Origin of the sequence: Pseudomonas sp. B5(2017), from assembly GCF_002112825.1 — a bacterium.
In the GTDB taxonomy this organism is placed as follows: domain Bacteria; phylum Pseudomonadota; class Gammaproteobacteria; order Pseudomonadales; family Pseudomonadaceae; genus Aquipseudomonas; species Aquipseudomonas putida_Z.
The window spans coordinates 25,029-45,186 of the sequence record NZ_NEIR01000007.1 but is presented as its reverse complement, the minus strand read 5'-3'; the positions used below and the strand labels follow the sequence as shown (position 1 = coordinate 45,186).

Sequence of the window (20,158 nt, the reverse complement as noted above, 5' to 3'; positions counted from 1 at the left end):
ATATCGTTGGTATGCCACAGAGGCTGAAAACCGGGGGCTTGCACCAGCTTGGTGCAACATTATGCCGCAGGTTTTCGCGCCGCTGTCTCCCACACCTTTTATTCCTCTGCCTGCATGTCGAGCATGACCGCCCAGATGGCGACGGTTGGAACAGGCCAGGTAGACCCGATTACAGGGGTCGGTAGTTACCGTTCGAATTTCAACTTATTTTGCGGAGTGATCATGCCCAAGGCTTCCCATCAAGATCTGCGTTTTGCCTTCCGCGAGCTGCTCGCTTCAGGTTCCTGTTATCACACCGCATCGGTGTTCGACCCGATGTCGGCACGCATTGCCGCAGACCTGGGCTTCGAGGTCGGCATCCTCGGTGGTTCGGTCGCTTCGTTGCAGGTACTGGCTGCACCGGACTTCGCCCTGATCACCCTCAGCGAGTTCGTCGAGCAGGCCACCCGTATTGGTCGCGTGGCGCAACTGCCGGTGCTGGCTGATGCCGACCACGGCTATGGCAACGCGCTGAATGTCATGCGCACGGTCATCGAACTGGAGCGCGCCGGCGTGGCTGCGCTGACCATCGAGGACACCCTGCTGCCTGCCCAGTTCGGGCGCAAGTCCACCGACCTGATCCCGGTTGAAGAGGGCGTCGGCAAGATCCGTGCGGCGCTGGAGGCGCGGGTCGATTCGTCGTTGTCGATCATTGCCAGGACCAACGCTGGCGTGCTCACCACCGAAGAAATCATCGTGCGTACCCAGAGCTACCAGAAGGCCGGAGCCGACGGTATCTGCATGGTTGGGGTGAAGGACTTCGAGCAACTCGAGCAGATTGCCGAGCACCTGACGGTGCCGCTGATGCTGGTGACCTACGGCAACCCGAGCCTGCGCGACGACGAGCGCCTGGCACGCCTGGGCGTGCGCATCGTGGTCGATGGTCACGCCGCCTACTTTGCCGCGATCAAGGCCACCTACGATTGCCTGCGGCTGCAGCGCGGCCAGCAGAACAAGTCGGAAAACCTCAGCGCCACCGAACTCTCGCATACCTACACCCAGCCCGAGGACTACATCCGCTGGGCCAAGGAATACATGAGCGTCGAGGAGTGACAGCGCCCCCCCTGTAGGAGCGGCCTTGTGTCGCGAAAGGGCTGCGTAGCAGCCCCGACAATATTTGATGTGGCCAAGATCCCGGGACCGCTGCGCGGTCCTTTCGCGACGCAAGGCCGCTCCCACATGGGCCTTACAAGTCCTGATCCCACTCCGGTTCGTCCTTGAACCGCTGCACCAGAAAATCCAGCATGCTGCGCAAGGTCGCCGGCATGTGCTTGCGCGAGGTGTACACCGCATTCAGGTTCAGCTCGCGTGGGCTGGCTTCGGGCAGCAGGCGCACCAGTTCACCCCGGCGCAGGGCGTCCGCGGCCTGGTAGGTCGGCAGCATGGCGATACCTGCGCCGGCCAGCGCCGCCTTCTGCAGTGTCATCGCCTCGTTGGCACTGATGTTCCCCGCCACTGGCACGGCGACTTGCTGGCCGGCCACCTCGAAATGCCACAGGCTGTGGCCGAAGTAGGCATGGGTCAGGCAGTTGTGTCGGCTCAGCTCCTCGACCCGTTGCGGCGTGCCGTGCTCGCGCAGGTAGGCCGGTGCCGCACACACTGCCGAGCGGCACACGCTCAGGCGCCGGGCGATCAGGTTGGGGTCCAGGTCATTGCTGGTGCGGATGGCCAGGTCGATGCGCTCGTCCACCAGGTTGACCGTGCGATCGAGCATCTGCAGTTCCACCTTCACTCCGGGGTAGCGCCGGACGTAGGCGGCCACTGCATCCACCAGCTGGGCCTGGCCGAACGAGGTGCTGACGCTGATGCGCAGTGCGCCCTTGGGCGCGTCATCCGGCTGCTGCACCGCGGCCTGCAGGTCGCCGGCCAGTTCCAGCAGTTGCCGGCAGCGGGGCAGGGTTTCCTGGCCGGCGGCGGTGAGGCTGAGCTTGCGTGTGGTGCGCTGCATCAGCCGTGCGCCAACCCAGTCTTCCAGCTCTGCCAGGTAGCGCGACACCACCGGCCGCGACAGTTGCAGATGATCCGCCGCCGCCGACTGGCTGCCGAGGTCGACGACGGTGACGAAAACGCGCATGGCGTTGAGACGGTCCATGATTTGCCCGGTTTCAGAAACAAACTATGTTCGAGCATCGCATTTTTTGTCACGGATTGGGCAACTAAGCTGTTGGGCATTGTTCATCTGACGGGCGTTTGCGATGTCTCTTTTCACTCCTCTGCGTGGCCTGCTGCTGGCCTGTGTGACCCTGGCCGGCCCGGCGCTGGCTGCCGACCCCTTGCGGCTGGAGGTTTACAACCCCGGGCATGAGGCGATCTTCCCGGTCAGTTCGGTGATCGTCAGCGGCAAGCACGACGCCATCCTCGTCGATGCCCAGTTCGGCAAGGCCCAGGCCGAGCAGCTGGTGCAGCGCCTGCGGGCGGGCGGCAAGCAGCTGACCAGCATCTACATCAGCCATGGCGACCCGGACTTCTACTTCGGCCTGGATACCCTGACCCAGGCCTTCCCCGAGGCCAAGGTGCTGGCGTCGGCCGCCACGGTTGCCCATATCCGCCAGACCATGGATGCCAAGCTGGCCTACTGGGGCCCGCAGATGGGCGCGGACAAGCCGGCGCGGCTGGTGCTGCCGCAGGTGCTCGAAGGCAACCGCCTGACGCTGGAAGGGCAGGCCCTCGAAGTGGTCGGCCTGGACGGCCCGCAACCTGACCGCAGTTTTGTGTGGATCCCGTCGATCAAGGCGGTGGTCGGTGGCGTGGTGGTGTCGGAGAACATTCATGTATGGATGGCCGACACGCAAACGGCCAAGTCCCACGCCGACTGGCTCGGCACCCTGGCGCACATCGAAGCGCTGGCGCCGCGCACGGTCATCCCCGGGCATTACCTGGAAGACAGCAGCCGATCGCTGCAGGCCGTGCGTTTCACGGCGAACTACATTCGTGATTTCGATGCCGAGACCGCCAAGGCGAAAGACGCCGGTGCATTGATCGCGGCGATGAAGCAACGTTACCCGGGGCTGGCCGATGAAAGCTCGCTGGAGCTGGGGGCCAAGGTCGCCAAGGGCGAGATGAAGTGGTAATTCCGTTCAACTGATGGAGAGTATCCCATGAGCAAGATTGCAATCATCGGTGCCACTGGCCGCGCTGGCAGCCAGTTGCTGGAAGAGGCCCTGCGCCGTGGCCACAGTGTGCTGGCCATCGCCCGCGACCCGTCGCGGTTGCAGGGGCGGGACGGGGTGACCGTCAAGGCGCTGGATGCCAAGGACAGCGCGGCCCTGCAAGCGGCGGTCGCGGGTGTGGATGCGGTGCTGAGTGCGGCGCATTTCTCGACCATCGAGCCACACGCCATCATCGAGCCGGTCAAGCGGGCCGGGGTCAGGCGCCTGCTGGTGGTAGGTGGGGCCGGTAGCCTGTTGCTGCCGTCAGGGCATCGGGTGATCGACAGCCCGGACTTCCCCGAGGCATACAAGGCCGAGGCCACTGCCGGGGTGCGTTTTCTGGAAGCGTTGCAACGGGAGCCGAACCTGGACTGGACCTTCCTGTCGCCGTCGGCGGAGTTCGTTGAAGGTGAGCGCAGCGGGCATTACAAGCTGGGCAAGGATCATCTGTTGATCGGCGCGGATGGCAAGAGCTGGATCACCTTTGCCGATTACGCGATTGCCATGCTCGACGAACTGGAAAAGCCGGCGCATTCGCGGCAGCGGTTCACTGTCGGCTATTGAGTCGCCTGCTTCGTTTGCATGAATGTATCTGGTGCAGGCAGCTCGCCTGTAGGAGCGGCCTTGTGTCGCGAAAGGGTCGCGCAGCGGCCCCAGGATATCCGTCAAGGTGCAATATCGCCGGGGCTGCTGCGCAGCCCTTTCGCGACACAAGGCCGCTCCTACAAGGGCTTGTGCACATCGGCAAATAGGGAAAACGGGCCTTAGAAGCTGGCCTGTTCCTCCAGCCAATCCAACAACTCCACCAGCCCCGGCGGCAAGCTCTTGCTCTGGCTCACCAGGTAATACCCCTTGCCGGTCATCACCTTCAGCGCAAACGGCATGCACAACCGCCCCCCGCGCAAGTCATCGCCGATCAGCGACCAGTCGCCAATGGCCACGCCGGTGCCCTGCGAGGCCATGGCCATCGCCATGTCCAGTGTCTCGAAATGCTGCTTCGGCCCTTGAGTGCCCAGCGTCACCCCGGCTGCCTGCAGCCATAACCGCCAGTCATGCTCATCCCGCGACGGGTGCAGCAGCATGTGTAGCGCCAGGTCCTCGACCTGCTGCAACGGTACCGGCCCTTGGCGCAATGACGGCGCGCACACCGGCGTCAGCTGCTCATCGAACAGCTTGCGCACACGCAGCCCATGGTTCGGCGCCTCACCATAGACCACCGCCGCATCGAAACCCTCGCGGCGAAAGTCCACCCCATGTTGCACCGTGGTGGTCAGCTCTACAGGTACATCCGGGCGTAGCGCCTGCCATTCCATCAGGCGTGGCAGCAGCCAGCGCATCACGCAGGTCGGTGCCTTGAGCTGCAAGGTAGCGCTGCGCCCACCCACCTCGCGCACCCCTTGTTCGATCAGCGCGAACACCTGCTGCACCCTTGGCAGCCAATCCTGGCCTTCACGGGTCAGGCTCAGCCCACGGGCCTGGCGCTGGAACAAGGCATAACCCAGATGCTCTTCGAGGGCCGCGATCTGTCGGCTGACGGCGCCCTGGGTGATATGCAACTGCTGCCCGGCACGGGTGAAATTGCAGTGCTGGGCGGTTACCAGGAAGGTATGCAGGGCGGGCAGGGGCGGGAGGCGTTTCATTGTGCTGAGCCATGAGTGCAGGACATGGCTAGTATGTGTTTTTTTGCATTGTGGCGATAGCCGTGGCTGGGTCCAATAAGGGCATAACCCAACCAAGATTCATGGTGAAACCCGATGGCAACCTGCGGCGAAGTACTGGTAAAACTCCTTGAAGGCTATGGCGTTGACCATGTCTTCGGCATTCCTGGTGTACATACCGTGGAGCTCTACCGCGGCCTGGCGGGCTCGTCCATCCGCCATGTCACCCCGCGCCACGAGCAGGGGGCCGGGTTCATGGCCGACGGCTATGCGCGGACCCGCGGCAAGCCCGGGGTGTGCTTCATCATCACCGGCCCGGGCATGACCAACATCACCACCGCCATGGGCCAGGCCTATGCCGACTCGATCCCGATGCTGGTGATTTCCAGCGTGCAGGCCCGCGACCAGCTGGGCGGTGGTCGCGGCAAGCTGCACGAGTTGCCCAACCAGGCAGCGCTGGTGTCGGGTGTGGCGGCGTTTTCCCACACCCTGATGAGTGCCGATGACCTGCCGCAGGTGCTGGCCCGGGCATTCGCCGTGTTCGAAGGCGCCCGGCCGCGCCCGGTGCATATCGAGATCCCGCTCGACGTGCTGGTCGAACCGGCCGATCACCTGCTGCCGGGGCGCGTGGTGCGCAGCAGCCGAGCGGGGGCAGCGCCGCAGGCCGTGGCGCAGATGGCCGAGCGCCTGGCCAATGCACGACGGCCATTGATCCTGGCCGGGGGCGGCGCGTTGGCCGCGGGCGCTGCGCTGGCGCGCCTGGCCGAACACCTGCAGGCGCCGGTGGCGCTGACCATCAATGCCAAGGGGCTGCTGCCGGCCAGCCACCCGCTGCAGATTGGCTCGACCCAGTCACTGCCAGCCACGCGGGCGCTGGTGGCCGAGGCCGATGTGGTGCTGGCGATCGGCACCGAACTGGCCGAAACCGACTATGACGTCACCTTCAAAGGTGGTTTCGAGATCCCGGGCAGCCTGTTGCGCATCGACATCGACCCGGACCAGACCGTGCGCAATTACCTGCCGGAGTTGTCGCTGGTGGCCGATGCCGAACTGGCCGCCGAGGCGCTGCTTGGCGCCTTGCAAGCATTGCCGCAACCCGTGCGTGAAAGTACGTGGGGCGCGGCCCGGGTGGCCAAGCTGCGCCAGGCACTGGCGGCGGGTTGGGACCAGCCGACTCTGAGCCAGACACGTTTGCTGAATGCAATTATCGAGCGCCTGCCCAATGCCATTCTGGTGGGCGATTCGACCCAACCGGTGTACACCGGCAACCTGACCCTGGACATGGACCAGCCACGCCGTTGGTTCAATGCCTCGACCGGCTACGGCACCTTGGGTTATGCATTGCCGGCGGCCATGGGCGCCTGGCTGGGCAGCGCGGAGCAGGTCGGTGAGCGTGCGCCTGCGGTGTGCCTGATTGGTGATGGCGGTTTGCAGTTCACCTTGCCGGAGCTGGCCAGCGCGGTGGAAGCGCAGGTGCCGCTGATCGTGCTGCTGTGGAACAACCAGGGGTACGAGGAAATCAAGAAGTACATGGTCAACCGGGCCATCGAGCCAGTCGGGGTGGATATCCATACGCCGGACTTCATCGGTGTGGCGCGGGCCCTGGGCGCGGCGGCGGAGCAGGTGGCAGATGTGGCGCAGTTGCAGGTGGCGTTGGGGCAGGCAGTGGAGCGCAAGGGGCCGACCTTGATCCAGGTTGACCAGAATCAGTGGCAGGGGGCTGTGTTGGGTTGAAGTGAAGCTATTGCCTGTACCGGCCCTTTCGCGGGTGAACCCGCTCCCACAGGTACTGCACAGTTTTCAGTATCTGTGCAAAACCTGTGGGAGCGGGTTTACCCGCGAAAGGGCCGGCACAGGCAAAGCCAAACTCAGCCAGCAGTCGCCCGCAACCTCGCCACATCACGAATCGGCGGCGCGCCATACAGCCGGCTGTATTCACGGCTGAACTGTGACGGGCTTTCATACCCCACCCGGTAGGCAGCCACCGCTGCCTCGAGCCCGTCATTCAGCATCAAGCGCCGCGCCTCCTGCAGGCGCAGTTGCTTCTGATACTGCAACGGGCTCATCGACGTCACGGCCTTGAACCGGTGGTGCAAGGTCGAGGTGCTGAGGTTGACCTCGCGCGCCAGGTCCTCGATGCGCAAAGGCAGCTGGTAGTTCTGGTTGAGCCAGGTGATGGCCTGGCAAACCCGGTGGGTCTGGCTGTTGGCCAAGGCAATTTCGTACAACCGATAGCCCTGCGGCCCGCGCAGCAGGCGGTACAGAATTTCCCGGCGGAACAGCGGCGCGAGCATCGCGATATCGCGAGGGGTGTCCAGCAGGCGTATCAGCCGCAGCAAGGCGTCGAGCAACGCGGCATCGGTTCTTTCCACATACAAGCCACGACCGGAAGGCCGGTTGGGCACCAGCATCGGCCCGCTTTCGGCGATCAGCTGGCTGATTTCGGCCGGGTCCAGGTCCATGCGCAGGCCAAGGCTCGGGTGCTCGGGGCTGGCGTCGAGCTTTACGCCGCTAAGCGGCAAGGTTACCGAGACCACCATGTAGTGCAGCGGGTCGTAGGCGTACTGCTCGTCACCCAGGAACAGGCTTTTGCTGCCCTGGGCGAGGATGCACAGCGCGGGTTGCGCCAGGGTCGGTACCGAGCGCACGTTTTCGGTGTAGCGCACCAGGTACAGGTCATCGATGGCCGATGCCGGGCCGTGGGGCTCCCCGGCGTGGCGGCGGATCAGCTCGGCCAGCTCCTGGCGTTGCAGTTCCAGGCTCGGGTCGATGGACGTGGCGGTGGTCATGATGGCTTTCCTCTGCTGACCGACGCAGCATAGGTTTGGGCAATGGCGGGCGCTAGTCAAAAGCTGCACGCCGATTGCCTGATCCTGCCGCGCTGCAGGATCAGGCAATCGGCGAGCAGTAATGGCCTAACGCGTCGCGCGGGTGAGGCCCTAACCTTGGCAGCCTGGCTTTTCCGTCCGCCTGCTTCAAGGAGATTGTGCAATGACCCCGAGACAACCGGTCACCCACCTTGCTTTCATCCGTGCCAGCAGCGGGCGCTCGGCGGAGCTGGGCGCGCGCCTGCGTGACCTGCTCGAGCCCTCGTTGCGGGCACCGGGCTGCCTGAGTTTCACGGTGCAGCGTTCGCAGGCTGATGCCGATTTATGGTTGCTCAGTGGCAGCTGGCAAGACCAGCAGGCGATGACTGGCTACTTTGCTTCGCCAACGCTGGAAGTGTTTGGTGAGTTGGTGCAGGAACAGGTGGTCAGCAGTCTGGATCTGCATACCTTTGATTGAGGTATTGCCTGTTCTGGCCTCATCGCCGGCAAGCCAGCTCCCACAGGGTCATCACAGGTCTTGAGGGCGGTGCAGTACCTGTGGGAGCTGGCTTGCCGGCGATAGGGCCGGTACAGGTGAATGGGGTAAGATGCTGCCCTTGATCAACCAGGTAGATAGCAACATGGCACGTAGGGAATTCCCGCATTTCGAAGCGGTTTCGGCGATGGTCCCGGTGGAAGGTGGCGGCTACAACGCGGCCATCGCGGTCAAGGCCCTGGGCATGGGCGGCGCGCCGCGCTTTCACAAGATTCTCGACGGCCAGATGTTCAAGGGCGCCGTGGCCGCCGATGAAGCGGCCACTGCCGAGCTGCAACGCCTGCAGGGCGTCAGCGAAGAGGGTGAGCTGATCTGGTGATCAGGCCGGCGGGCGGGCCATCTTGAACAGGTTGCCCAGCTCGAAATAGTCTGCCGGGCCACCCCCACGCAGGATCGGCTCGGCGGCAGCGGTATCGTAGATACCGTTCTTCAACAGGTGCTCGGCAATGTGCACCGCCACCACTTCACCCAGGATCAGCCAGCTGGGCACCAGTTTCTGGTCGGCCCGCTTGAGCTGGACAATCTGGCTGACCTTGCACTCGAAGGCCACCGGGGTTTCGCCGACACGCGGCACGTTGACGATGCTCGACGGCTTGGCGGTGAGGCCGCTCAATTCAAATTCGTTTATCTCGGCGGCAACCGGTGCGCAGCTCTGGTTCATCTGCTCGGCCAACGGGCGGGTTGCCAGGTTCCAGACGAATTCGCCGGTCTGCTCGATGTTGTTCAGGCTGTCTTTGCGCCCGACGCTGCAGAAACCGATGATCGGCGGGATGTAGTTGAAGGCATTGAAGAAGCTGTAGGGCGCCAGGTTCAGGCGGCCTTCGCGGTCCTGTGAGGAGATCCAGCCGATAGGGCGGGGGCCGACGATGGCGTTGAACGGGTCGTGGGGCAGGCCGTGGCCTTTTGCGGGTTCGTAGTAATACATCTGTGCTGGGCTTGCTGGCCCTACCTCCTGGTGGACAAGACGCCTAGTGTGCCAAGCCTGTGCCCGCCTGCAAATGATCAAGCCCGGCCGAAGCCGGGCTGGGTGCTCGCATCAGGGATCAGCTGATGCGGTGGGCGTTGGTGCGATCGAAGCCATCTTCGGCGAAACGTTGGCCGCCAGTGCGGTCGAAGCCGTCTTCGGCGAAGCGCTGGCCACCGGTGCGGTCGAAGCCGTCTTCGGCGAAGCGCTGGCCACCGGTGCGGTCGAAGCCGTCTTCGGCGAAACGCTGGCCGCCAGTGCGGTCGAAGCCATCTTCAGCGTAGGCAGCGGATTGGCTCTGGGTCGCTGCGAAGGTGTGGGCGTTGGTGCGGTTGAAGCCATCTTCGGCGAAGGCGCCAGCAGCGAAAACCGAGAGGGCCAGGGTGAGGATCAGTTTGTTTTTCATGGTCGTTGCTCCAGGGGTTCTTGAGGTTGTTTTGTTTCTATGGGTTTAATCCTACGCCGATTAACTTGATTAAAAAGCGCAAATAATAGCGTTTAAAAATCGAATAATTAGATATATATTGGCGCGCATCTTGGGGCTCTGGCAGCGGTTCTGGCTCAGGATGTGTCTGCCCATGCGCTGACGTTCTGCCAGCCATTGCAGCTTGAAGGGGTGGAATTAACGGGGCGTTAAGGATGAAAAATCTGTCATTGAAGGCTTCTCAACGCATTTTTCATACATCACCAACCGATTTTTCAAATGCTGCTCAGCACCATCGCCGCACCTCAAACCGGAGCGGCACAACAATGAACAAACTTCCGCAAATCACCTTGGCCTTCTGGGTCATGAAGATCTGCGCTACCACCCTTGGCGAAACGGCGGGTGATTTGCTGTCGATGACCCTGAACATCGGCTATGCCCTCAGCTCGCTGCTGCTGATCAGCGTGTTCCTGCTGACCTTGCTCGGCCAGCTGTACTCGCGCCGCTACCACCCGATGCTGTACTGGCTGGTGATCCTCTCCACCAGCACCGCCGGCACCACCATGTCCGACTTCATGGACCGCACCCTGGGCCTGGGCTACGCCGCGGGTTCGGCCATCCTCATCGGCATCCTGCTGCTGACCTTCCTGGTATGGCGCCTGAGCGGCAACCCGCTGGATGTCACCCGCATCAAGAACCGCACGGGCGAATTGTTCTATTGGGTGGCGATCCTGTTTTCCAACACCCTCGGCACGGCGCTGGGCGATTACCTGGCCGATGACTCGGGGCTCGGTTTTGCCGGTGGCGCACTGTTGATCGGCAGTGCCATCGCCTTGGTAGTGGTGGCCCGCTACTGGACACGCATTCCTGGCGTGGTGTTGTTCTGGGTTGCGTTCGTGCTTACCCGCCCGTTCGGCGCCACCTTGGGCGACTTCCTCACCAAGCCCCACGAGAAGGGCGGCCTGGACTTCGGCACGGTCGGCTCTTCGGCAGTGCTGGGCGGGGTGTTGCTGGTACTGGTGCTGATGGCCACCTGGTACCAGCGCCGTGAGCCGCGTCAGGCGTTGGAGATGTCCTGAGTGTTGATGCGGTAGCGGGTACTGCGGCCCCCGCCAGGCAGGCGAACCAGGCAGGCCTTGTCGAGCAGATCGGACAGGTGGCGGGTCGCAGTGGCCTTTGATACCTTCGCCACCGCCTGGTATTGCGCTGCGTTGATGCCTTCCTCGAATCCTCGGGGGCCGCCATCGAGCAACCTGTTGAGCACCTTTACCTGTTCGGGCAGCAAACCATCTGAGCGATGTGCTTGCCAGAACCTGGCCTTGGCCAGTATCCGGTCGATATTGGTCAGGGCCTGTTCCAGGCTGCGCAGCAGGGTAGAAAGAAACCAGGATAGCCAGCGGGTGATATCCAGGTCGCCTTTCTGGCTGTTCTCCAGCACTTGGTAATAGCCGGCCCTGTCTTCGAGGATGCTGGCAGACATGGCATAGAAACGAATGGCCTGTCGCTCACCTTGCGCCAGCGCCAGGTCGGTGATTGCCCGAGTCAGACGGCCATTGCCATCGTCGAACGGATGCAGGGTGACGAACCAGAAGTGGGCGATTCCGGCACGTAGCAGTGGGTCCAGGCTGGTGGAATCGCGACTGTTGGCAAACCAGTCGAGAAACTCGTTGAGTCGGGCTTCCAGGCCATCGCGCGGTGGTGCTTCGAAATGCACGGTAGGCTTGTCGAGCCGGCCGGAGATCACCTGCATGGGCATTTCATCACGCAACTGGCCGACCAGTATCGCTTTGCTCAAGGCGCCTTGTGCCAGTGGGAACAGCCACTGGTGCCAGGTGTACAGGCGTTGCAGGGTCAGCGGTCGGTCATACCCTTGCGTTGCATCCAGCATCAGCTCCGCCAGCCCTTCACTGCGGGCATTGGTAGGTCCTTGCTCCTCGATGCCCAGCCGGCGAGCGAGGGAGGAGCGGACAGAACCCACGTTCAACTGCTCACCTTCGATTGCCGAAGAGGTGACGATGTTTTGCAGCAGCGTATCGAGGATGTTCTGGCACTCGCTGAGTGCATCGACGCTGCCGATCTTGCCCAGCAGGCGTCCTTGCATGTCGATGCAATTGCGTAGCATTGGGGCGATGGCTTCGTTTTGCCAGGTGAAGCGTGGCCAGGCAGGTTGCTGCCAGATCCATAAAGGGCTATTCATGATCCGTCCCATGAGCCGAATAAGCCGGCTATTCGGCTCATCTTGTGAGCCGAATAATAGCGCTATTCGGCTCATTCTGTGAGCCGAATAAGGCCGTCAATCGGCTCACAGGCTGCCGCGTATCACAAAAAAGGGGCGCCCCATGCACTGGAGCGCCCCTTTTCAGTACTGCCAGGCCAGCATCACTCAGTGGTAATCCGCGAGTGCTGCTTGGTGTCCTTCATGGTCGCGTAAACCAGCAGCGAGCAGGCGATGCAGGCGGTGACGTACCAGTAGAAGCCACTCTCCATGCCGGCGCTCTTGAACCACAGGGCCACGTACTCGGCGGTGCCGCCGAAGATCGACACGGTCAGGGCGTACGGCAGGCCCACGCCCAGGGCGCGGATTTCGGTGGGGAACAGCTCGGCTTTGACCACGGCGTTGATCGAGGTGTAGCCGCTGACGATGATCAGCGCCGCCATGATCAGGAAGAACGCGCCCCACCAGGTCTGGATGGTGTGCAGGGTGCTGAGGATCGGTACGGTGAACAGTGTGCCGAGTACACCGAAGGCGATCAGGATCGGGCGTCGACCGATCTTGTCGGACAGGCCACCGATCACCGGCTGCAGGCACATGAACAGGAACAGCGTGGCGGCCGAGATGGTGGTCGAGTCGCTGATGCTCATGCCCACGGTGTTGACCAGGTACTTCTGCATGTAGGTGGTGTAGGTGTAGAAGGCCAGGGTGCCGCCCATGGTCAGGCCGACCACGGTCATCAGCTCCTTGGGGTGGCGCAGCAGGGTGCGCATCAGGCTTTCCTTGGCCTTTTCCTTCTTGGTGAAGGAAGCGGTTTCTTCCATGCCGCGACGCAGGTACAGGGCCACCACGGCGCACAGCGCACCGATCACGAACGGTACGCGCCAGCCCCAGGCATACAGCTGCTCGGTGGTCAGGGTCTGTTGCAGGACGATCAGTACCGCCAGGGCGATGAGCTGGCCGGAGATCAGGGTCACGTACTGGAAGCTGGAGAAGAAGCCACGGCGGTCCTTGCTGGCCATTTCGCTGAGGTAGGTGGCCGAGGTGCCGTATTCACCACCCACCGACAAGCCCTGCAGCAGGCGTGCGATGACCAGCAGGATTGGCGCGGCGACGCCGATGGTTTCGTAGCCCGGGGTCAGGGCGATGACCAGCGAGCCTGCACACATCAGCAGCACCGAGGCCATCAATGCGGCCTTGCGGCCTTTGCGGTCGGCGTACAGGCCCATCAGCCAGCCACCGATCGGGCGCATGAGGAAGCCCACGGCGAAGATCGCGGCGGTATTGAGCAATTGTGCGGTGGAATCGCCGGCTGGGAAGAAGGCCTTGGCGAAGTACAGCGAGAATGCGGCGTAGACGTACCAGTCGTACCATTCGACCATGTTGCCGATGGACCCGCTGAAGATCGACTTCAGGCGGCTGGCGGTGGTTTTTTCTGTGGCAGGCGCGGTGGCCGCCCCGGCTGGCAGGGAGGTGGCATTATCCATCAGGGATACCTTCTCGTTGTTTTTGTGGAGCGCGCCGTGGCGCAGCTTGCCAAGGCAATTGCAGAAGGTGTGCCAAATGGGTGCATTGGGCTTCAAATGGGGGCGCTGCGCGACCCTTCGCGGGCACGCCCGCTCCCACAGGGACCGCGTGACGTCTGACTCTTCGCGTTTCCCTGTGGGAGCGGGCGTGCCCGCGAAGGGCTGCAAGGCAGCCCCAAAAGAATCCTGTTAATGAGCGGTTATTTGCTTAGTGACCGAGCGCGATAGGCGGATTTCCGCTCATTCTCGGCCAACAAAATCCTCGCGCACCAACCCATGCCGCTGCATTTTCTCGTTCAGCGTGCGCCGCGGCAGCTGCAACGTTTCCATCACAGCATTGATCGCGCCCCCGTGCTGGCGCAGCGCCGCGCGCAGGCATTGCGCCTCGAACGCTTCCATCTGCTCGCTCAGCGACTGCCCGGCAGGCGCCACCTCGATGTTCGGCGAGCCCAGCCCCAATGCATGGCGTTCCGCCGCGTTGGCCAGTTCACGTACGTTGCCCGGCCAGTCGTGCGACAGCAGCTGCGCCAGTTGCGCGCCCGACAGTGGCGGGGCCGCGCGGCCAAGCTTTTCGCCGGCGGCACGGGCAAAGTGCTCGAACAGCAGTAGAATGTCCTCACGCCGTTCACGCAATGGCGCCAGGCGCAGCTCGGCCACGTTCAGGCGATAGGCAAGGTCTTCGCGGAAGCGCCCGGCGCGGGCTTCTTCGAGCAGGTCGGGCTTGGTCGCGGCAATGATGCGCAGGTCGACGCTGATGCTCTGGTTGGCCCCCAGGCGCTCCAGCTTCTGTTCCTGGATCACCCGCAGCAGCTTGGCCTGTTGGGCCAGTGGCATGCTTTCGATTTCGTCGAGGAACACCGTGCCACCGTTGGCGTACTCCAGCTTGCCGATGCGCTTGCCTTGGGCACCGGTAAAAGCGCCGCTTTCATGGCCGAACAGCTCGGCCTCGAACAGCGACTCGGGGATGGCTGCACAGTTGAGGGCGACGAACGGCTTGTCGGCGCGCGGGCCAAAATCGTGCAGGCACCGGGCCACGCGCTCCTTGCCACTGCCGGTTTCGCCGCGGATCAGCACATTGACCGGCAGGCTGGCCAGGTCCAGCACTTGCCGGCGCAGCTGTTGCAGGCCTTGGGACATGCCAAGCAGCGTGCCTTCCAGGCGTGACTTGAGGTCGGCCTGCTCGTGCAGCCGGCGGTTTTCCAGGACCAGCTGGCGCTTTTCCAGGGCCCGACGCAGGCTGCCCAGCAGGTGCTGCGGGGTAAAGGGTTTTTCCAGGAAGTCGTAGGCCCCGCTGCGCATGGCTTCCACTGCCATGGGCACATCGCCGTGGCCGGTCAGCAGGATCACCGGCAAGTCGGGGTCGTCCGCCTGCAGGCGTTCGAGCAACTGCAGGCCATCCATGCCCGGCATGCGTACATCGCTGATGATTACTCCGGGAAAGTGCTGTGGCAGGTGTGCCAGGCATTCTTCGGCGCGGGCGAACAGTTGCACGCTGAAGCCGGACAGGCTCAGCCATTGCTCGACCGCGGTGCGGATACTGGCTTCATCATCGACGACGATCACTGAATTCAACATACAGGCTCCAGGTCACGGGGCAGGGTAAGGCTCAGGCGCGCGCCGCCAGGCAGGTTTTCGGCCTGCAGCTGGCCACCGGCCTCGTGGACGATACCGTAGGAAATGGCCAGGCCCAGCCCTAGGCCTTCGCCCACCGGCTTGGTGGTGAAGAACGGGTCGAAGACCTTGGCCAGGTCGGCCTCGGCAATGCCGCCACCCGAATCCAGCACGCTCAGGCGCCACAGCTCGCCGTCGGGCTCGATGCGGATCTCCAGGCGTTTGTAGCGCTTGTCGGCCATGGCGTCGAGGGCATTGCGCAGCAGGTTGATCAGCACCTGCTCCAGGCGAATGGCATCGCCGCGCACCCAGGCCGGGCGCGCCAGGTACAGGGCTACTTCCACTTCTTCGCTGCGAATGCGTGCTTCCAGCAGGTGCAGGGCCTGGTCGACCACCGTGGCCAGGTCGAGGCGCTCGCGCAGGCCGACCGGGCTGTTGCGGGCGAAGGTTTTCAGGTGGCTGGTGAGCGCGGCCATGCGTGTGAGCATCTGCTCCAGCGGCTCCAGTGCCTGGCGTGCTTCGTCATGTCGGCCATGGTCGAGCAGCAGGCGCAGGGTTTCCAGCTGCATGCGCTGGGTGGTCAGCGGCTGGTTGATTTCATGGGCCATGGCTGCCGACATCTGCCCCAGCGCCGCCAGCTTGGCCGATTGCACCAGCCCCTCCTGGGCGGTGCGCAGCTCACGGGTGCGCTCCTCGACCTGGCGCTTGAGCTCCTCCCGGCTGCGCTGGCGCAGGCGGGCCAGGCGCAGGCGCTGGCTGACGAACAGCGCAGCGAACACCAGGCTCAGCCAAACGGCGGCGGCGCCGAGGGCGGCATTGCGACCGTCGGCGGCTACCTGCGGCTTGCGCAGCAGGTGCAAGGTCCAGTTTTCACCCTCCAGTGGCAGGCTTTCCCACAGGTACTCGGCGCTGCCCTCAGGGCCTTGCACGCGGCTGAGGGTGCTGTTGTCGGCAAAGCGGGTCAGCACCTGGTGCTGCAGCGGCACCAGCGGTTGCTTGTCGTACTGACGGGTTTCGGCCAGTTCGGCACGGTCGGCACCACTGAGCGGCTGCAGTTCGCGGTAGCGCCAGCCGTCCTGGTTGGCGATGAAGGTGATGCCGCGCGCATCGCTGACCAGCAGGATGTCGCTGCCCTGGCGCCACTCGCGTTCCAGCTCGGGGAACTCCAGCTTCACCACCATGGCGCCGAGGAAGCGGCCATGCTCGTCGTTCACCGCGCTGGCGAGGAAGTAGCCCGGCACGCCACTGGTCACGCCCACGGCGTAGAAGCGACCACTGCCCTGGCTGCGAGTCTGCTTGAAATAGGGGCGAAAACCGTAGTTGGAGCCCACGTAGCTGCTGGGCAACCGCCAGTTGCTGGCGGCGATGGCCAGGCCGGTGCGGTCGAGCAGTTCGAGGGTGGAGGAGTTGGCGGCGCCATTGATGCGTTCGAGCTTGCGGTTCAGGGCGTCCTGCACCGGTTCGCTGACCGGGCCGCGCAGGGCGGCGATCAGCTCCGGGTCCAGCGCCAGCACGGCGGGCAGGGCGCGGTAGCGGTCGATCAGCGTGTGCAAGGCATTGGCATACAAGCCCAACTGCTGGCTGGCACGCTGGGCGTCGGCTTCCATGGCCTGGCGCTTGGCCTGGTGCATGGCCCAGCCGGCGCTGAAGGCGGTGCCCAGCACGATCAGCAGGGTGATCAGCCCCAGACGCAGGGCGCGAACGGAAAAGGGCATGGGGCGGATCCGGATGAATGGGATATCAGGGCGGGCCTCTTCGCGGGTGAACCCGCTCCCACAGGTATCGCGCAGGCCATCTGCTTGCGGAGTACCTGTGGGAGCGGGTTTACCCGCGAAGGGGCCGGTACAGGCAAACCGGTCAGTTACAGCAGTTCAAAGCTCTGCTGCTGCACCGCCTGGGAATCCAGCCCGACCTGGACATTGAATTCCCCAGGCTCGGCAACCCGCTGCAGTTGGCCATTGTAGAACTTCAGGTCTTCTTCGCTGATGCGGAAGCTCAACGTGCGCGATTCGCCAGGCTTGAGCATCAGCTTCTGGAAGTTCTTCAGTTCCTTCACCGGGCGGCTCATCGATGCCGATACATCCTGCAGGTACAGCTGCACCACGGTCTCGCCTGCCACCTTACCGGTGTTCTTCACTGTCACCTTGGCTTCCAGCGTGTCGCCACGCTTGAGGTCCTTGTTCGACAGCTTCAGCCCCGACAGCTCGAAGCTGCTGTAGCTCAGGCCATAGCCGAACGGGTACAGCGGGCCATTGGGCTCCTCGAAGTACTGCGAGGTATAGTTGCCCGGCTTGCCCGGCGTGAAGGGCCGGCCAATACGGGTGTGGTTGTAGTACATCGGGATCTGCCCGACCGAACGCGGGAAGGTGATGGCCAGCTTGCCGGACGGGTTGTAATCGCCGAACAGCACGTCGGCGATCGCGTTGCCGCCTTCGGTACCGGCGAACCAGGTTTCCAGAATGGCGTCGGCCTGATCGCGCTCCCAGGCAATCGACAGTGGGCGGCCGTTCATCAGCACCAGCACCAGCGGCTTGCCGGTGGCCTTCAGGGCCTTGATCAGCTCCCGCTGGCTGGCTGGGATTTCCAGGGTGGTACGGCTCGACGACTCGTGGGACATACCGCGGGATTCACCGACCACTGCCACCACCACATCGGACTGCTTCGCCGCCTTCACCGCCTCGTCGATCAGCACCGCAGGCGGGCGCGGGTCGTCGACGATTTCCGGGGCATCGAAGTTGAGGAAGTTCAGGTAATCGAACATCGCCTTGTCGCCGGTGACGTTGGAACCTTTGGCGTAGACCAGCTTGGCCTTGCCCTCCACGGCGCGGCGCAAGCCTTCGCGCACGGTCACCGAGTGCACTGGTTTGCCGTCGGCAGCCCAGCTGCCCATCATGTCGATCGGGGCATCGGCCAGCGGGCCGACCAGGGCGATGGTGCCGGCCTTTTTCAGCGGCAGGGTCTGGTTGCGGTTTTCCAGCAGCACCAGGCTGCGGCGCGCCACGTCACGCGCGGCGTCGCGGTGCAGGCGGTCGTTGCCGTAGTAGTCCTTCAGGTCGGTTTCGGCCTTGCCTATGCGCACGTACGGGTCCTTGAACAGGCCCATGTCGTACTTGGCACCCAGCACTTCGCGCACCGCCTGGTCCAGCTCGCCCTGGGTCACTTCGCCGGACTTCAGCAGGCCTGGCAGCTCTTCGCCGTACAGGGTGTCGTTCATGCTCATGTCGATGCCGGCCTTGATCGCCAGCTTGGCGGCTTCGCGGCCATCGCGGGCGACGCCATGGCGGATCAGCTCCTGGATGGCGCCGTGGTCGCTGATGGTCACGCCCTTGAAGCCCCACTCCTTGCGCAGCAGGTCGTTCATCAGCCAGGTGTTGGAGGTGGCAGGCACGCCGTTGATCGAGTTCAGCGCCACCATCACCCCGCCGGCACCAGCGTCAAGCGCGGCGCGGTAGGGCGGCAGGTAGTCGTTGTACATTTTCGGCAGGCTCATATCGACCGTGTTGTAGTCGCGCCCGCCTTCCACCGCGCCATACAGGGCGAAGTGCTTGACGATGGCCATGATGCTGTCGGGGTTGGCCGGGCTGCTGCCCTGGAACGAACGGACCATCACCTGGCCGATCTTCGAGGTCAGGTAGGTGTCTTCGCCAAAGCCTTCACTGGTGCGGCCCCAACGCGGATCGCGGGCGATGTCGACCATCGGTGCGAAGGTCATGTCCAGGGCGTCGGCCGCGGCTTCGATGGCGGCGGTGCGGCCGACCTTGGCGACGGCGTCCATGTCCCAGGTCGCGGCCATGCCCAGGCCGATCGGGAAAATGGTGCGCTCGCCGTGGACGGTATCGTAGGCGAAGAACATCGGGATCTTCAGGCGGCTGCGCATGGCAGCGTCCTGCATCGGCCGGTTCTCGGGCGCGGTACGCGAGTTGAAGGTGCCACCGATGCGGCCGGCGGCGATTTCCTCGCGAATCTTGTCGTGGGGCATTTCCGGGCCGATGCTGATCAGGCGCAGCTGGCCGATCTTCTCGGCTTCGGTCATCTGGCTGATCAGATGGTCGATGAACGCCTGCTTGTCCTGCAGGGGCGGGGCGGAGGGGGCGGCGAGGGCCGCCTGACTGGCAAGGCCCATGGCCAGGCCCAGCAAAGACAGTTTCATCATCAATTCCGTTGTGGGGCCTCTGCCGTATCCACGGTGATACGCGCGCGGCCGAAGTTTTCAGGCGGCTATTGTTGTACGATTTGCAGGCATTTCTTCCAGCGGCGGATTATGCCTGAATATGTCGCCTGCGGACGAAGCCCCGAATGCCGGGACAACAACTATAAGAACGCTCAAGAGACCGACGGCATGACCCCCCTCGACGAATACCATCAGCGCCAGATCGCCGAAGCCATTGCCCGTGCCGAACGGCGCACCGATGCCGAACTGGTGACGGTGCTGGCCCGCCGGGCCGATGACTACGCCTACTGGCCGTTGTTCTGGGCCGCCGTGCTGGCGCTGGCCGTGCCGGCCCTGTTGCACTGGCTGCTGGGTTGGCCCGGAGTGCGTGGCTTGCTGGTGGCCAATGTGCTGTTGTTCGTCGGCTTGTGCCTGCTGCTGCGCAGCCCACGCCTGGCCGGCTGGCTGATCCCCCGGGCCCTGCGCCGCTGGCGCGCCTCGCGCCTGGCCCGCCAGCAGTTTCGCGAACAGAACCTGCAGCGCACTGCTGGTGCCACGGGCGTACTGATCTTCGTCAGCGAGGCGGAGCGGCATGTGGAGATCCTGGTTGACCGCGGCATCGAGCACCACCTGGATGCCACCGCCCGCGCGGCCATCGTCGCTCGCTTTGCCGAACAGGTACGCCAGGGCCGCACCTTGCAGGGTTTTGTCGAGTGCATCGAGGCGTGCGGCGAACTGCTCAGCGAGCATGTGCCGCCTACCCATGCACGTAACGAGTTGCCCAACCGGTTGGTGATTCTCGATTGAGCCGAACCCCGATGGCTTGACGCGCCCATAGAACTGCACATAACTCATTGAATTAGCAGGGACTCTTTGGGAGCGGCTTTAGCCGCGAACACCGGCGCAGCCGGTGCCATGCACCGCGTTGGATTCTTCGCGGCTAAAGCCGCTCCCACAGGGTACGCGTGCCGCTTGCGAATTCAGTTCTCTACGCGACAGCGCAGCCCAAAGGACTGGGCGATCTCCCACAGGAAGTTAGCCACCCTGTAGAATGCGTGCATT

At 63.8% G+C, this 20,158-nt stretch carries 18 protein-coding genes; 8 read left to right on the top strand and 10 right to left on the bottom strand.

What is annotated here, in order from left to right; all coding sequences use genetic code 11:
* The first annotated feature begins 222 nt into the window (after nucleotides 1-222).
* A complete protein-coding gene (locus CAG00_RS12235; RefSeq protein WP_025340480.1) occupies nucleotides 223-1,092 on the top strand; it encodes an oxaloacetate decarboxylase in 870 nt (289 codons plus the stop codon).
* A gap of 133 nt (nucleotides 1,093-1,225) precedes the next feature.
* Here CAG00_RS12235 and CAG00_RS12230 read toward each other — a convergent pair whose 3' ends face one another.
* Complete coding sequence (locus CAG00_RS12230) at nucleotides 1,226-2,131, bottom strand: LysR family transcriptional regulator (RefSeq protein WP_085664382.1); 906 nt, start codon at nucleotides 2,129-2,131, stop codon at nucleotides 1,226-1,228.
* Between the two features lie 103 nt (nucleotides 2,132-2,234).
* On the opposite strand from CAG00_RS12230, the gene CAG00_RS12225 reads away from it, so the two are divergent.
* Nucleotides 2,235-3,110, top strand: coding sequence for an MBL fold metallo-hydrolase (locus CAG00_RS12225; RefSeq protein ID WP_085664381.1), 876 nt, complete (start codon nucleotides 2,235-2,237; stop codon nucleotides 3,108-3,110).
* Between the two features lie 27 nt (nucleotides 3,111-3,137).
* Nucleotides 3,138-3,752 (top strand): NAD(P)-dependent oxidoreductase, encoded by a 615-nt coding sequence (locus CAG00_RS12220; protein WP_085664380.1) that lies wholly within the window; start codon nucleotides 3,138-3,140, stop codon nucleotides 3,750-3,752.
* Between the two features lie 200 nt (nucleotides 3,753-3,952).
* Here CAG00_RS12220 and CAG00_RS12215 read toward each other — a convergent pair whose 3' ends face one another.
* Complete coding sequence (locus CAG00_RS12215) at nucleotides 3,953-4,828, bottom strand: LysR substrate-binding domain-containing protein (RefSeq protein ID WP_085664379.1); 876 nt, start codon at nucleotides 4,826-4,828, stop codon at nucleotides 3,953-3,955.
* 114 nt (nucleotides 4,829-4,942) lie between these two features.
* Here CAG00_RS12215 and CAG00_RS12210 point away from each other — a divergent pair, with 114 nt between their 5' ends.
* Entirely contained in the window at nucleotides 4,943-6,580 is a 1,638-nt protein-coding gene (locus tag CAG00_RS12210) for a 5-guanidino-2-oxopentanoate decarboxylase (RefSeq protein ID WP_085664378.1), read from the top strand.
* A 134-nt stretch (nucleotides 6,581-6,714) separates the two neighbouring features.
* On the opposite strand, the gene CAG00_RS12205 is transcribed toward CAG00_RS12210, so the two are convergent.
* Nucleotides 6,715-7,635 carry an AraC family transcriptional regulator gene (locus CAG00_RS12205; protein ID WP_025340474.1) on the bottom strand — a complete coding sequence of 307 codons (921 nt, stop codon included), beginning with the start codon at nucleotides 7,633-7,635 and terminating at the stop codon, nucleotides 6,715-6,717.
* 202 nt (nucleotides 7,636-7,837) lie between these two features.
* Here CAG00_RS12205 and CAG00_RS12200 point away from each other — a divergent pair, with 202 nt between their 5' ends.
* Nucleotides 7,838-8,131 carry a putative quinol monooxygenase gene (locus CAG00_RS12200; RefSeq protein ID WP_085664377.1) on the top strand — a complete coding sequence of 98 codons (294 nt, stop codon included), beginning with the start codon at nucleotides 7,838-7,840 and terminating at the stop codon, nucleotides 8,129-8,131.
* Between the two features lie 130 nt (nucleotides 8,132-8,261).
* A complete protein-coding gene (locus tag CAG00_RS12195; RefSeq protein ID WP_085664376.1) occupies nucleotides 8,262-8,528 on the top strand; it encodes a hypothetical protein in 267 nt (88 codons plus the stop codon).
* Here CAG00_RS12195 and CAG00_RS12190 read toward each other — a convergent pair whose 3' ends face one another.
* Nucleotides 8,529-9,134: a flavin reductase family protein gene (locus tag CAG00_RS12190; RefSeq protein WP_085664375.1), complete on the bottom strand. Its 606-nt coding sequence runs from the start codon at nucleotides 9,132-9,134 to the stop codon at nucleotides 8,529-8,531.
* 118 nt (nucleotides 9,135-9,252) lie between these two features.
* Complete coding sequence (locus CAG00_RS12185) at nucleotides 9,253-9,579, bottom strand: hypothetical protein (RefSeq protein WP_075046208.1); 327 nt, start codon at nucleotides 9,577-9,579, stop codon at nucleotides 9,253-9,255.
* Between the two features lie 344 nt (nucleotides 9,580-9,923).
* On the opposite strand from CAG00_RS12185, the gene CAG00_RS12180 reads away from it, so the two are divergent.
* Nucleotides 9,924-10,676 carry a membrane protein gene (locus CAG00_RS12180; RefSeq protein ID WP_025340470.1) on the top strand — a complete coding sequence of 251 codons (753 nt, stop codon included), beginning with the start codon at nucleotides 9,924-9,926 and terminating at the stop codon, nucleotides 10,674-10,676.
* Here CAG00_RS12180 and CAG00_RS12175 read toward each other — a convergent pair.
* The 5 genes from CAG00_RS12175 to bglX form a co-directional block, all read right to left on the bottom strand.
* A complete protein-coding gene (locus CAG00_RS12175; RefSeq protein WP_085664374.1) occupies nucleotides 10,655-11,794 on the bottom strand; it encodes a Fic family protein in 1,140 nt (379 codons plus the stop codon). The two genes, CAG00_RS12180 and CAG00_RS12175, sit on opposite strands and share 22 nt — an antisense overlap.
* Before the next feature lie 182 nt (nucleotides 11,795-11,976).
* Nucleotides 11,977-13,296, bottom strand: coding sequence for an MFS transporter (locus CAG00_RS12170; RefSeq protein ID WP_075046206.1), 1,320 nt, complete (start codon nucleotides 13,294-13,296; stop codon nucleotides 11,977-11,979).
* A 279-nt stretch (nucleotides 13,297-13,575) separates the two neighbouring features.
* A complete protein-coding gene (locus CAG00_RS12165; protein WP_085664373.1) occupies nucleotides 13,576-14,910 on the bottom strand; it encodes a sigma-54 dependent transcriptional regulator in 1,335 nt (444 codons plus the stop codon).
* Nucleotides 14,904-16,661 (bottom strand): ATP-binding protein, encoded by a 1,758-nt coding sequence (locus CAG00_RS12160; protein WP_085664372.1) that lies wholly within the window; start codon nucleotides 16,659-16,661, stop codon nucleotides 14,904-14,906. The genes CAG00_RS12165 and CAG00_RS12160 overlap by 7 nt, the downstream gene beginning before the upstream one ends.
* Nucleotides 16,662-16,807: 146 nt before the next feature.
* Nucleotides 16,808-19,099 carry a beta-glucosidase BglX gene (gene bglX / locus CAG00_RS12155; RefSeq protein WP_085664371.1) on the bottom strand — a complete coding sequence of 764 codons (2,292 nt, stop codon included), beginning with the start codon at nucleotides 19,097-19,099 and terminating at the stop codon, nucleotides 16,808-16,810.
* Between the two features lie 186 nt (nucleotides 19,100-19,285).
* On the opposite strand from bglX, the gene CAG00_RS12150 reads away from it, so the two are divergent.
* Nucleotides 19,286-19,903, top strand: coding sequence for a TPM domain-containing protein (locus CAG00_RS12150; protein ID WP_075046203.1), 618 nt, complete (start codon nucleotides 19,286-19,288; stop codon nucleotides 19,901-19,903).
* Nucleotides 19,904-20,158: the final 255 nt, after the last annotated feature.

Bases quoted from the DNA above. Each gene is read 5' to 3' on its own strand.
- CAG00_RS12235 (WP_025340480.1), top strand. From the start codon at position 223: ATGCCCAAGGCTTCCCATCAAGATCTGCGTTTTGCCTTCCGCGAGCTG.
- CAG00_RS12230 (WP_085664382.1), bottom strand. From the start codon at position 2,131: ATGGACCGTCTCAACGCCATGCGCGTTTTCGTCACCGTCGTCGACCTC.
- CAG00_RS12225 (WP_085664381.1), top strand. From the start codon at position 2,235: ATGTCTCTTTTCACTCCTCTGCGTGGCCTGCTGCTGGCCTGTGTGACC.
- CAG00_RS12220 (WP_085664380.1), top strand. From the start codon at position 3,138: ATGAGCAAGATTGCAATCATCGGTGCCACTGGCCGCGCTGGCAGCCAG.
- CAG00_RS12215 (WP_085664379.1), bottom strand. From the start codon at position 4,828: ATGAAACGCCTCCCGCCCCTGCCCGCCCTGCATACCTTCCTGGTAACC.
- CAG00_RS12210 (WP_085664378.1), top strand. From the start codon at position 4,943: ATGGCAACCTGCGGCGAAGTACTGGTAAAACTCCTTGAAGGCTATGGC.
- CAG00_RS12205 (WP_025340474.1), bottom strand. From the start codon at position 7,635: ATGACCACCGCCACGTCCATCGACCCGAGCCTGGAACTGCAACGCCAG.
- CAG00_RS12200 (WP_085664377.1), top strand. From the start codon at position 7,838: ATGACCCCGAGACAACCGGTCACCCACCTTGCTTTCATCCGTGCCAGC.
- CAG00_RS12195 (WP_085664376.1), top strand. From the start codon at position 8,262: ATGCTGCCCTTGATCAACCAGGTAGATAGCAACATGGCACGTAGGGAA.
- CAG00_RS12190 (WP_085664375.1), bottom strand. From the start codon at position 9,134: ATGTATTACTACGAACCCGCAAAAGGCCACGGCCTGCCCCACGACCCG.
- CAG00_RS12185 (WP_075046208.1), bottom strand. From the start codon at position 9,579: ATGAAAAACAAACTGATCCTCACCCTGGCCCTCTCGGTTTTCGCTGCT.
- CAG00_RS12180 (WP_025340470.1), top strand. From the start codon at position 9,924: ATGAACAAACTTCCGCAAATCACCTTGGCCTTCTGGGTCATGAAGATC.
- CAG00_RS12175 (WP_085664374.1), bottom strand. From the start codon at position 11,794: ATGAATAGCCCTTTATGGATCTGGCAGCAACCTGCCTGGCCACGCTTC.
- CAG00_RS12170 (WP_075046206.1), bottom strand. From the start codon at position 13,296: ATGGATAATGCCACCTCCCTGCCAGCCGGGGCGGCCACCGCGCCTGCC.
- CAG00_RS12165 (WP_085664373.1), bottom strand. From the start codon at position 14,910: ATGTTGAATTCAGTGATCGTCGTCGATGATGAAGCCAGTATCCGCACC.
- CAG00_RS12160 (WP_085664372.1), bottom strand. From the start codon at position 16,661: ATGCCCTTTTCCGTTCGCGCCCTGCGTCTGGGGCTGATCACCCTGCTG.
- bglX (WP_085664371.1), bottom strand. From the start codon at position 19,099: ATGATGAAACTGTCTTTGCTGGGCCTGGCCATGGGCCTTGCCAGTCAG.
- CAG00_RS12150 (WP_075046203.1), top strand. From the start codon at position 19,286: ATGACCCCCCTCGACGAATACCATCAGCGCCAGATCGCCGAAGCCATT.